This is a genomic window from Peribacillus sp. NPDC097225, assembly GCF_044761955.1.
Taxonomy (GTDB): Bacteria; Bacillota; Bacilli; order Bacillales; family DSM-1321; genus Peribacillus.
In genome coordinates this window covers 191725-204115 of sequence record NZ_JBIWDJ010000002.1, presented here as the reverse complement: position 1 = coordinate 204115, position 12391 = coordinate 191725, and the positions used below count along the sequence as shown (strand labels likewise).

The 12391-nt window shown below is 38.2% G+C and carries 11 protein-coding genes; 1 reads left to right on the top strand and 10 read right to left on the bottom strand.

The window, feature by feature from the left end; genetic code table 11:
- Nucleotides 1-10 precede the first annotated feature (10 nt).
- From ACIQXH_RS06855 to ACIQXH_RS06830, 6 genes are all read right to left on the bottom strand, one after another.
- Nucleotides 11-616 carry a nucleotidyltransferase family protein gene (locus tag ACIQXH_RS06855; RefSeq protein WP_402959417.1) on the bottom strand — a complete coding sequence of 202 codons (606 nt, stop codon included), beginning with the start codon at nucleotides 614-616 and terminating at the stop codon, nucleotides 11-13.
- Entirely contained in the window at nucleotides 613-1566 is a 954-nt protein-coding gene (locus ACIQXH_RS06850; protein WP_402959415.1) for an XdhC family protein, read from the bottom strand. The genes ACIQXH_RS06855 and ACIQXH_RS06850 overlap by 4 nt, the downstream gene beginning before the upstream one ends.
- A 258-nt stretch (nucleotides 1567-1824) precedes the next feature.
- Nucleotides 1825-2271: a HEAT repeat domain-containing protein gene (locus ACIQXH_RS06845; RefSeq protein ID WP_402959413.1), complete on the bottom strand. Its 447-nt coding sequence runs from the start codon at nucleotides 2269-2271 to the stop codon at nucleotides 1825-1827.
- Between the two features lie 273 nt (nucleotides 2272-2544).
- Entirely contained in the window at nucleotides 2545-4275 is a 1731-nt protein-coding gene (locus ACIQXH_RS06840) for a glycine betaine ABC transporter substrate-binding protein (protein WP_403122831.1), read from the bottom strand.
- Nucleotides 4272-5483, bottom strand: a complete 1212-nt coding sequence (locus tag ACIQXH_RS06835) for a quaternary amine ABC transporter ATP-binding protein (RefSeq protein WP_402873005.1) — start codon at nucleotides 5481-5483, stop codon at nucleotides 4272-4274. The genes ACIQXH_RS06840 and ACIQXH_RS06835 overlap by 4 nt, the downstream gene beginning before the upstream one ends.
- Before the next feature lie 253 nt (nucleotides 5484-5736).
- On the bottom strand, nucleotides 5737-6876 hold the full coding sequence (locus tag ACIQXH_RS06830; protein WP_403122829.1) for a glycerate kinase: 1140 nt from the start codon (nucleotides 6874-6876) through the stop codon (nucleotides 5737-5739).
- A gap of 203 nt (nucleotides 6877-7079) precedes the next feature.
- Between ACIQXH_RS06830 and ACIQXH_RS06825 the strand changes: the two genes are divergently transcribed.
- The gene (locus ACIQXH_RS06825) at nucleotides 7080-8684 is read left to right on the top strand and encodes an FMN-binding glutamate synthase family protein (RefSeq protein WP_402873010.1); all 1605 of its coding nucleotides are present in this window, start codon (nucleotides 7080-7082) and stop codon (nucleotides 8682-8684) included.
- Between the two features lie 77 nt (nucleotides 8685-8761).
- Here ACIQXH_RS06825 and ACIQXH_RS06820 read toward each other — a convergent pair whose 3' ends face one another.
- The 4 genes from ACIQXH_RS06820 to ACIQXH_RS06805 all read right to left on the bottom strand — a co-directional run bounded on the left by ACIQXH_RS06820 (nucleotide 8762) and on the right by ACIQXH_RS06805 (nucleotide 12338).
- Nucleotides 8762-9997 (bottom strand): MFS transporter, encoded by a 1236-nt coding sequence (locus ACIQXH_RS06820; RefSeq protein WP_402873012.1) that lies wholly within the window; start codon nucleotides 9995-9997, stop codon nucleotides 8762-8764.
- A 172-nt stretch (nucleotides 9998-10169) separates the two neighbouring features.
- Nucleotides 10170-10442 (bottom strand): hypothetical protein, encoded by a 273-nt coding sequence (locus ACIQXH_RS06815; protein WP_402873015.1) that lies wholly within the window; start codon nucleotides 10440-10442, stop codon nucleotides 10170-10172.
- Nucleotides 10443-10619: 177 nt separating this feature from the next.
- A complete protein-coding gene (locus ACIQXH_RS06810) occupies nucleotides 10620-11558 on the bottom strand; it encodes an MBL fold metallo-hydrolase (RefSeq protein WP_402959404.1) in 939 nt (312 codons plus the stop codon).
- 186 nt (nucleotides 11559-11744) lie between these two features.
- Nucleotides 11745-12338: a branched-chain amino acid aminotransferase gene (locus ACIQXH_RS06805; protein ID WP_403122826.1), complete on the bottom strand. Its 594-nt coding sequence runs from the start codon at nucleotides 12336-12338 to the stop codon at nucleotides 11745-11747.
- Nucleotides 12339-12391: the final 53 nt, after the last annotated feature.

Here is a 12391-nt window from a genome sequence, read left to right as displayed (position 1 = left end):
AATCCCCTCATTATCTGTTTGATTCTACGTGTTTTTTCCAAAACAAGTACTCATCCATATAATCAATGTCAGTAAACAGTTTTTCGTCATTAAAGGGTAAAAGAATTCCTTGCTCCATTTGCTCCTTCAATATCTTTTTTGCACCTTGATCTCCTGTTAAGTGAAGTATCTTGGAAAAAAGCTGGTTATCTAAAAGAATGGGTGGCTGGATAATATCAAGAAAACTAGAGGCAACAAAGGAGGTAGTAGGTTTTTGTTTATATATTTTAATGAGTTGATTTATCATATCTGTCGTAATAAAAGGTTGATCGGCAAGTAAAATGATGACTGCATCCGAATGTAAGATGTTCGCTTGTTCTATACCGACTTTAAGTGAGTGAGATTGTCCCGCATTAGATTTGGTAACTTCTACTTCCATTACTTTTTGGGTGCATAATCCAGATAAGTCTAGTCGATTTTGGTGTTGAGAAATGAGGATAATATCATCCAGATTTGAATCGAGGGCCTTTTCTAAACCCCATCTACCTATTTCTTTATTACCTAATGTTAAGGTTAATTTATTTGTTCCCATACGATAACTATTACCAGCAGCCAAGTATATACCGGAAATTCTCATTGACTGGTCTTCCTTGTTTTTATATGAATTAGTTCAGCTATGATACTTACTGCAATCTCATATGGTCCTACAGCTCCGATCGATAAACCAATGGGTGCATGTATATTCTTAGGGATTTCATCATCAAATAGACTTGCCGTTCGCTTTCTTGAACCTAAAATGCCTAAATAGAATAATGACTCATCTTTAACAAAAGAAAGGATTTCCTTATCTCTCTGAAAGTTATGGGTCATCATAATGACATAATCGTCTTTTTTGAAGGAAATTTGTTTCTCAATTTCTTTTGGGAAGCCAATTATATACTTATCCGCTTCAGGTATATTATGTTCGTTACAAAGTGATTCTCTCCAATCACAAACTGTAACCGAGAATCCGGTTTGGGAAGCTAAAGAAACAACTGGATGTGCATCTGCTCCAGCACCAAAGATAATTAATCGAGGTTTTGGCGAGAACTTTTGAGTAAATACATAATTAGATGTTTGACTATATCTAAGCGATTCGTCTTTGAATGAATCTTCTGGTGAAAAATAGGATTCTGATAAGTTCCATTCATTACTTAGTACTCTTTGATAAATGCTATCCTTACCCTTGGTGATTGTGTCGTTGATACATAAAAGATTTTCTTTTAACTTATGATCTACATATTCAAGTAAAATATATAAGATTCCATTACAACCTGTAGATACTCCCCAATCCAAATCTTCATTATTTTCCATGTTATAGACGATGGTTTCCGCTTTTTTACTTTCAAATATTCTTTGAGAATGATGCAATAAATCGGTTTCCAAACAACCAGCACTAATAATGCCTGTGAATGTGCCATCTTTTTTTATGAGCATCGAGGTACCTTCACGCAAGTATGCCGAACCTTTCACCTGAATAATTGTTGCTAAGACACACTCCATAGAAGTGTTTTGCACTTCTTCCAAGATTTCGAATAGTTGATTCATGATCCTCCCCCGGTCATGTATGAATTCAAATAGGGTATTACTATCATTATGTTGAGTTATGAAAAAAATGAATCTTAGTGGAGAAAGTAGGATTACTACTTTTATGATTCGATGTACAAGCTCTAGGAGATTAGGCCTTTCAATGGTTTATGAATATTTAGAATATGTTACGAGATGCATATTCAATCTAATATGTATGCATAAGAAAAAGGAGCAAAATGATTGCTCCTTTTCCCTATACTATGAAACTAAATCGAATTACTTTTTCGATAACCCTTCCCAGGTAGACTGAAGCCACTTATCGAAGTCGGCTCCCTTTTCGCCTTCGTAGGCATCATATATATCAATTCTCATCTTTTTGAACTTCTCTTTGAACTCGTTATACGTATGGCCTTCAGGTAAGCTCTTTTTAATTCTTACCAAGACTTTGGTTACCCCTTTAAACAATTCACCTTTTTTCTTTGCGGGTAACTGGACATCTTCACCTAAACCTTTTAATTGACGGTAGGCTGCCTCTTGTACTTTATATACAGCATCGTTATTCATAATATGTGTTAGAATATCAATAACTTGTTGGTTTTTCAGCTGTCCTAACTCTTCGATAGCATCTAACCGTTCTCTCCAGTTCGCAGTACGGTGTGCCGATTTTTTTAATTCCTCATAATTTGCTGGTAATTCGATTGCATTTGCTTCTTTATTATTCAAACGTATCAATTCTCCTTCTGTCTGTATGTAAGAATCAAGTTCTGACTAAATGAAACCATTCTTACATGTGTTACTAAGAATATATATATTCTTATCTATCTAGTATACCCTTTTCTTTATGTTAATATAGGAAAATTTTATAGACTGCCTAAGTAAATGTCCTAATCTGCACAAAAGTATAAACAATATTCACCATTTTGGTTTTGTTACCTTACATTCTGCTTCAAATAGTCTAATGCAAAAAGGGATCCCCAAAATGAGAATCCCTTTTCTTTAGTCATTTAATTCTTCAATAGAATCGATATCCATATAGGTTGGTACCACTAACCCGAGTTTCGTACCTTTCAAGTTTGGCCCAAGATCTACAATATCTTCTTTGTATTCTTCGTAATATTCAGCTGAAGTGGTTGGTAGCCAGGCGGCAACCATAGCATCAGCGCTACCATTTGCGATTCCTGCGAACATAGGACCTATCTCTACTTGCTGTAAAGTAACCTTGAACCCTTGTTGTTCCAGAACCTTTCCAATTACATGGGTGCTAGCGATTTCTGATTCCCATGCTACGTAAACTAGACTGATACTTTCTCCATTTCCTTTTTGTGCCCCGTCTGTCCACTCTGCTACTTGTTTTGGATGTGCCGCTATCCATTTTTCTGCAGCTTCTTCGGGTTCGATTCCAGTTGCTGTATCTGCCATCACTTCTTCCATATCACTCGATTTCCAGAAGAATTGATCCAGTACGGTATGGGCTCCTTTCGCATCCTTTTCAAGGCCTTTTCTAGTAATGGTATGAATGTCTTCATCTTTACCATAGGAGTTTTTGGGGTCTTCAAGATATTTCAAGTCGAATGATTGAAACATCCAGTGCGGTGTCCAGCCAGTTACAATGATGGGTTCTTTATTGCCATAAGCTTTTTTCAATTCCGCGGTCATGGCAGCTGATGATCCTTCAACAAGGGTCCAATCATCCAGGTTATAATCTTCCATAGCCTTTTTGGTGGATTTCATGATTCCTGCTCCTGGGTCAATACCGATAATTTCATAATCGGTCAGACTGCCTACACTACCTGAATTCTCCTCGGAAGGGTTCTCTCCTTGTAAAGAAGCAAAAATACAGGCACCTAGAAACAAGACACCAAAAACTGAGAAGACGATTCGTTTACTCAAAAAATTCGTATAGGCAGGATTTCGTAGGTTTTGTGTAATTCGGTCTAGGATAACGGCGATTATGACAATAGACAAACCCGCTTCAAACCCTTGTCCTACTTTGATCTGAGCTACAGCACGATAAACTTCTGCACCTAGACCTGGTGCTCCTACCAAGGAAGCTATAACAACCATGGAGAGAGCTAACATAATGCTTTGATTAATGCCGGCAAAAATGGTTGGCGCAGCCAATGGTAATTGAACTTTGAGTAATTTTTGATTATTTGTTGAACCGAACGCATCAGAAGCTTCAATTAATTCTTTCGGAACTTCCTGTATGCCAAGATTGGTTAAGCGAATTGTCGGTGCAACTGCAAAGATAATCGAAGCGAAAATACCAGGAACAACCCCAATTCCAAAAAATAAGATGGCTGGAATCAAATATACGAAAGCTGGCATTGTCTGCATGAAATCCAGAGTTGGAATGATGATTTTTCTCGCAGTAGGACTTTGGGCAGCCCAAATCCCTATCGGAATACCAATCGCAATCGTTAAGATCGCCGATGAAAGAACGAGGGCCAAAGTTTGGACACTAGCTTCCCAATAACCCAGATTATCGATTAACAGGAGGGCTAATACTGTAAAAAGGCCTAACTTCCATTTACTCGTATAGGCAACTAAAAGCGTCAAAAATATAATTAAAACCAGTGGTGGCCCTATACTCAAAGCATCAACAAGGATATTTAAAATCCCTTCGATTAATCGTGTTAGAAAAGAGAATAAACCAGCGAATGTGATGGTGATCCAATCAACGATTTTATCAACCCAATTGCCTAATGGGATTCTTGTGATATTCATGTATTCACTTCCATCTCGTTCAAGGAATCTTTATTACCAGCCAAAGCACCAATGACGGCTCCACGGATAATGACTCCTTTCAATCTTTTCTCTTCATCGACTACAGATATCGGAAGTGTTGAAGTGGACATCACATCTAGTATTTCAATGAGTAATTGGTCTTCCTTAGCTAGCGGTATATCAGTTGTCATGACCTCTGATATAGGTTGATGGCTGTCTATAGCTTTAAGGGCCTGCTCAGCTGTAATGGCGCCCAATAACCTTAGCCTTCGATCTACTACAAAGATACTTGAATATCCTTGCTTCCGCATAATTTCCAATGCAACCCTTGGACCACGGTCCACACTGATTTTCTCTGCTCTTTTCATAACATGGGAAGCGGTTAATACCTTCGATAAATCTACATCTTCAACAAATTTCTCAACGTATTCATTTGCAGGGTTCATCATGATCTGTTCAGGTGTCCCGAGCTGGATGACGCTTCCATCCTTCATCAATGCGATTCTATCACCAATCCGTAAAGCTTCATCCAAATCATGTGTGATGAAAATGATGGTTTTCTTAAATTGGTCTTGTATCTCAAGTAATTCATCTTGCATATCTTTTCGAATTAGCGGGTCAAGCGCACTGAATGCTTCATCCATTAAGATGATATCAGTATGGCTAGCAAGTGCCCGGGCTAAGCCGACACGTTGCTGCATCCCACCGCTCAATTGGGAGGGTACCTGATTTTCATACCCTTTTAGTCCCACAACCTCTAGGGATTGCATCGCCCTTTTTTCTCGTTCTTCTACCGGCACTTTTTGTATTTCTAATCCAAACTCGGTGTTTTCCAAGATCGTTTTATGAGGGAATAAAGCAAAGTTTTGAAACACCATACTAATTTTTTTTCGTCTAACTTCCCTTAAACGAGAAGCATTCATTTTAACAATGTCTTCATTATTGATGAGGATTTCTCCCCTAGTAGGTGAAATTAAACGATTGAACATTCGAATTAAGGTGGACTTCCCGCTTCCAGATAGCCCCATGATCACGAAGATTTCACCCGGATAGATTTCGAAGTTCACTTTATTGACACCAACTGTTTGACCAGTTTCTTTTAAAATTTCCTTTTTGGATTTCCCTTTCTCCAATAAATCGATGGCTGCTTTTGGAGACTTACCGAAGATCTTTGATACATTCCTAACCGTTACAATTGGTTCTTCCATCAACTCACCTCTTCATTCATCATGTGTTCTTAACTAGTTATGTATAGAATGTGCTTCCAAACCAAATACATTCGTATGCAACTAAGTATGTACAATCATCCCATCGAGGATTCAGGAACTTTTTAGACCCACCGGATGTGAAAAGGAATGTTCTATAAGGCTATGTTCTTATCTGGCATACGATAAAAAACACAGCAAGTACACTGTGTTTAAGAAATTTCCACTATATTTTCTCAATCCCTCATGTTAATAATTACTGTCCAGAAGAAGCAATAAAGGTACGCAGAACTTGTTCAGTCAGCATCTCTAACAGTTCAGCTCCACGTTCCATAGATTCTTGTAGTGACATAGGTTCGTTGACAAGGCTATGCACACTTGTAAATCCATGTTGATATAAAGCATCAACTCCTTTGCCTATTGAGCCTGCTAGGGCAAATACAGGGATTCTTAGTTTCTTCGCTTCTTCAGCCACTCCCATTGGCGTCTTCCCTGATGTCGTTTGAACATCGATTTGTCCCTCTCCAGTAAAAACACATTGTGCTCCCGATAACTTTTCTATAAGACCTGAATATTCCATGACGATATCGACGCCTCTTCTCGTTTTAGAAGGAAAGAAAGCTTGAAAGGCACCACCAATCCCACCCGCTGCACCAGCCCCTGCTTTATGGTGTAATTGGACACCTGTCTTGATTTCCACCAGATCCGCCCAGGTCGATAAAGCCTCTTCCAACATTTCAACCATGTCTGGGGTTGCCCCTTTTTGCGGACCGAAAACCTTAGTTGCCCCATCGGCTCCAATCAACGGATTTTGGACATCTGTAGCAATGATGAATTCACATTCAGCTATTCTTGGATCGAAATCATGCATCTCAATTGCTGTAATGCGTGATAGTTCCGCTCCTCCATATCCGATTTCTACCCCTTCTTTATCTAAAACCTTCAGCCCTAACGCTTGGAGCATACCGACACCAGCATCATTTGTGGCGCTACCACCGATGGCTAATATGAATTTTCGATACCCGTCATTTAGCGCTTGATGAATAAGCTCACCCGTTCCATAAGTCGTCGCAATTAAAGGATTCAGCTTATTTGGTTCAACTAGACATAAACCGGATGCAGAAGCCATTTCGACTACACAGGTTTCTTCATCTCCTAAAACCCCATAGGCAGCTTGTACTTTGTCTAATAGTGGTCCATTTACTAGTATGTCAACTCTTTGACCATGTGTCGCAGCTATTAGACTTTCCATCGTTCCCTCACCGCCATCAGCCATGGGGACTACTACTGTTTCTGCGTAAGGCAAAACCCTTTTAACGCCACGCTCCATTGCCTGTGCCACCTCAGGGGCCCTCAAACTTCCTTTAAAGGAATCTGGTGCAAGAACGATTTTCATAATTCCATCTCCTTCCTAAGCGGTTTATATATACAGTTAATTATAAACTTAATAGACGGATTATTCCTTCTTCTATTGAATCACGCAGTAAACGGGGACCATGAGGAAAAAATGAAGCGCATGTGCCCCCATTGGATAATTGTATAAATGCAGGAAGGACCGCGTAGATTAAACGATATAGTTCTGCATATAGGAGGGGTAAAATGGATGTCATAGCCAATCTTTTGATTATCTTGGGATTCGCTCTTGTCTTTATCATTATAATTATGGCTGTCCTGATGTTGATTTACATGATTTTCTTTGACCGAAACCAGAAGCATCATGCAATACTTAGAAACTATCCCGTACTCGGAAGGGTTCGCTATTTCTTGGAAAAAATCGGACCAGAAATGCGGCAATATTGGTTTAACAGTGATAATGAAGGGAAACCTTTTTCCCGTGATGAATACGAGCATATGGTTAAAGGTTCTAAATATTTAAGAGATGTGGTAGGGTTTGGTTCAAAACGTGATTTTGATGAGGAAGGTCTTTTTGTTCGAAATAGTATGTTCCCAAAACTAGCCGAAGAAGAGAAATACGATAGGGAAACAAAAGTGAAAACCAAAAGGTATATCCTCCTAAAAGATCCTCTCTTTTCGCAAAGAGAGGAAAAATGGGAAGATGAAGAATCACTTGCCTTTTTATTGCACGACAATGATACGGTAGTTATAGGCCCAAACGTAAAATACCCATTTAAATTAAAAGGTCTTATCGGAATGTCTGCGATGAGCTATGGATCTCTGGGTAAGAATGCTATTACAGCTTTGTCTGAAGGGTTAGGCATGGCTAAAGGTACTTGGATGAACACGGGTGAAGGTGGTTTGTCTCCTTATCATTTAGAAGGTGGAGTGGATATCATCATGCAAATCGGCCCCGCAATGTTTGGCGTACGGGATAAGTTTGGTGAGATGGATTGGGATGAACTGAAAAGGAAAAGCGAAATTCCACAAATCAAGGCATTTGAAATAAAATTAGCTCAAGGAGCTAAAACTCGCGGAGGACATATCGATGCAGAAAAGGTAAATCCTGAAATTGCCGAAATACGAAAAGTTGAGCCTTATAAATCGATAGATAGCCCGAATCGTTTTCATCAATTTAGTGATGTAGGTACTTTATGTGAATTCATTGAAAAAATCAGGAATCATACAGGGATACCAGTAGGAATCAAGATGGTCATCGGGGGAAATGATAGTGTCGAGGAATTGGCTAAATATATGAAAGATACTGGAAAAGGGCCTGATTTCATTTCATTGGATGGTGGGGAAGGCGGTACGGGAGCTTCATATCAGGAATTGATTGATAGCGTAGGATTGCCTATTAAATCGGCGTTACCCATTCTTGTATCAACCCTTGAGAAATATGGAGTAAGGAATCAGGTTAAAATCATTGCCTCAGGAAAATTATTCACCCCGGATCGGATAGCAATTGCTTTAGCCATGGGAGCTGATTTGGTCAATATTGCCCGGGGATTCATGATAGCGATTGGTTGTATACAGACAATGAAATGTCAATCCAACGCATGTCCAGTCGGAGTAGCGACAACTGACCCAGACTTGCAAAAGGCACTGGTCATTGACGAAAAGAAGTACCGGGTCGTTAACTTTCTTGTCACTTTACGAAAAGGTCTTTTTCGTATATCGGCTGCTGCTGGTTTAGATTCACCTGTCGATTTTCAACCAAAGCATATTAGCTATAAAGATGAAAAAGGCATCGTAACTTCATTGGAAAATATCATGCACGAAGTAAAAGAAAAAATAGCCACACAATAACGTCTACTCCTACACTTTATTTTCATAAAAGAAAAGGGCCTCCCGACGAGAGACCCTTTTCATATATATATCAAGAATTAGGCATTTAAACGAAAATCCACTTTTTCCTCTTCAGGTTTCTTGTTCTTGTCTACCAACTGACCATGGCGATAATAGACATACACCGCAGAAATAAAACCTATTATTGAGAGAAAAGCATCGAAAATGAATATGATAGATATATTCCCACTTTTCGACATCATCCCTGTGATAAGCGGCATGACAATTGATGCCAATCCAGCTGCGGTTGCAACAAATCCTGTAACGGTCCCTTTTTTCTCCCAAAAGAATTCAGTCATAATTGTAATGGCTAATTGGAAAACGCCTGCAGTAGAAAGGCCAATAAAAAAGGCTGTAATGGACACGATGATAGGTATCTTAACTAAAAGGATCGTCAAAATAGAAATAAAGGTAATAATCGGATAAACCATGATGACGGTAATTGGTTGTAAAAATTTCTTTAGCAATACAGATAGAACCAAAACGGAAATGAGAGCACCCAAACTATAATAACTTAATAGTTTTATTGAATTGGCCATACTCATGCCTACCGCTTCCTGTCCATAAGATGGAAGCCATATTTGGGAAACGGTGAACAAGCCAGTCGATGTAAACCCAATTAAAATAAGGGCAAATCCCTCTTTCCTCAACACCGGTTTCCCTTTGAACTTGCTCTTCTTTGTAGTATTCTCGGGCATGCTAGCTTTTCCTTTTGGGTTACTCGGGAAAGATACAGTAAATAAAAATAGCATATTGATTAAATAAATAGCAGCAGGTATAAAGAAGGCGTATCCGTAAAACATATCATGATCTGAGATAAATAGAATCATGAAAGGAAGAAGGAATGCTCCTGCAGACATAAAGGCTTTAACTAAAACACTAGCAGAGCCAGCTGAATTAGGAAAAATCTCGATCAGACCCGGATATGAACCGGCATCCATCGATGAATTGGCAACACCTGCGAGTATTGCAAAAACAAAAGCCAATTGATAACTCGGGGACAGGGGAATCCCGATTAGAAAAATGCCCATACCGAATGCAGAGGCATAGACTAGCGGTTTCCGCCCGATTTTATCTGATAAATAACCAGTATAGGCATATGTAAGCAATTTCCCTACTCCGATAGCAGCAATAATATAACTAATACCAGCACTATCCGTATCCCATTGCTCCGATAAATAAGACATATTCGATGCCAGCATGATATTCACCATACCAAGCAAGAAATAATTCATATAAACTCCTGTTGCGGTATTCAAATGCCTGTTCTTCATTCTCAAAACTCCCAACTAATTAGTGACAGAGAATCAACTTTAAATTTTCTGAATAATATAATTATATAACACTTTCCATCATATTACGATACCCCGTCATGTAAATAACGCCATATTTCATATTTTTAATGAGTATGAATAATCTCCATCTCTTTAGTGCTGTCCTATTTTCCTAACTTAAAGAATTATACGTATCGATCAGCAGATTAAGTTGTTTAATATCCTCTCTTCCTCTGATTCCTCTGCAAAGATCCGCCATCTTTTGTAACATGATTATTTGTTGTTCATATTTAAAAGCTTTATTATTGCTCTCCACTCTACTAGTCTTTTTATCGACATTCGAAATTATTAATCCTAAAAGCCGGTTTTTAATTTTCATTTGATTGGTAAGCTCTTTAACGAAATGTTCTTTCTTTGCTTTATCCCAAAATAATACTTTGTCCACGGAGTACCCTCTTCCTTTCACTTGATTATTAGTATAAACTTCGAAACAAAAAAAGAATAATGGTAAATCTCAACTTCAATTGTAAGATTACAATGGGATAGAACAATGTTGGCAGTTTTTTAATATTGAATATATTGGGTCAAAACGATAAAAAAGCTCATAAAATGAGCTTAATCATTAAATCGATTGGTAATACCAAATCCCATCTCTTTTATATTTTCGGCATTTTCCTTTGGAATGGAGATACTCTAGGTGAGCCAATGTCTCCCCAATTGCAAACCGAGATTCGTGAGTCGATAGGTGTTTGAACAGAATCTTACAAGCAGCTTGTATAGTGGTCGGTTCTTTCATATTTTCATAGGCTACATGTAACCGTTCTTGGTGGTGATCTAATAATTCCGTAATTCTTTTATTTGCGTCTTTGAAGGGCTTTCCATGTGAAGGAATCACATAGTCTACATGTAACTTCTGAATTTTCTTTAAGGAAGTAAAAAAAGCCTCCAACGGATTGCTGATTCCTTGAAACCAATAAGATATGTTTGGAGAGATTCTCGGCAATATATGGTCAGTAGAAAAAAGAATGCTGTTTTCCTTATTGTATAAAGTAATTAACCCGTCTGAATGTCCTGGTGTAAAAATCACCTCATACTCTAGCTTGCCAAATAAAATCTTCATTCCTTCCTCAAGATGATGGTTAACCGTGGGATAGGGCTTTACCTTTGGAATAAAGCTGCTTTCATCACTAGATAAGGCTTGGGCTAAATCCTCTTCCATACCGCATGATTCATAATTAGATTTCAGAAAATCGAGTGTTTCAGGTTCCCAATAGGTAGTGCCTGCTTTTTCATCCACTTCCGTCATCCACACATCAGCACCTGTTAACCGTTGTAAATGACCTGCATACCCAAAGTGGTCGGGATGATAATGAGTAAGGATAATATCCCCTATTTCATGTTTTTCGATTATCGGTTTCCATATATCACGTGCTGTTTGGTTGTTTAATCCTGCATCGATAATTGTCCACCCATTCGCTCCTTCGGCTAAAAAACAATGCACGTGATCTAACCTAAAAGGCAATGGAATCGTCACTTGTGTAACTCCCAATTCATTCAGCAAATATAATTACTCTCCTTCTAATTCTGGATTTTTTATATTAAATAAAAAGAGAACTAAATAAGAATTCAATGTTATCTACTAATTCGGCACTTTTTCAATAGTTCCTTTAATTTGGTTATGACAATAAAAATAAAAGGATGCACATGAAGACCCCCATCAAACAATGATGGGGGTCATTCATCTATTTTATTGTTCTTCTTCGATTGCTTCATTGAGGTTAAAAAGAAAATGGTGAATTAGTTGGAACGCTTCACCTAACGTCATCTCTTCCTTAAATCCTTGTACAGCATTCAAGGCAAAATTTACATCCCATAGGCCATCACCTTGGTTAAATATCATGCTGAATGTTCCCATATCTCCTTGAAGTTCTTGATTGAAATATGCTTTAAGTGCGTCTCCCATTTTTTTCTGGAATTTCAACCCGAACATGGCGTTATAAGTGCCGAATACATCATCTACTTCCAAAGAAAGCGCCTCAACTCCAATTAAATCAAACCAAGATGATTCAAAGTAAAGGAATTCATTTTTATTCGTTTTTAAGTATTCAAGCGGCTGTGTTAGAAATGCAGCGGTTTCTTCTTTAATCAATTCTTCGGTTTCTTTATCACTGAGTTCGATATAAGCATCAGTAAAGCGGGTAGTGTTTTCGATTTCTTCTATAGTTATATCATCAGCGAGCAACTGATGCTTTTTTACATACGCCTTTTCTTCTGTATATAACTCAATCGTATCTCCATTCAAAGTCTTCGATATGTATGTTTCCATTTGTTTTCTTAACATCGGTATTCGTCCTCCTAATATCTTTTCAAGCCTTTTCCTCTTAATCATAGCAT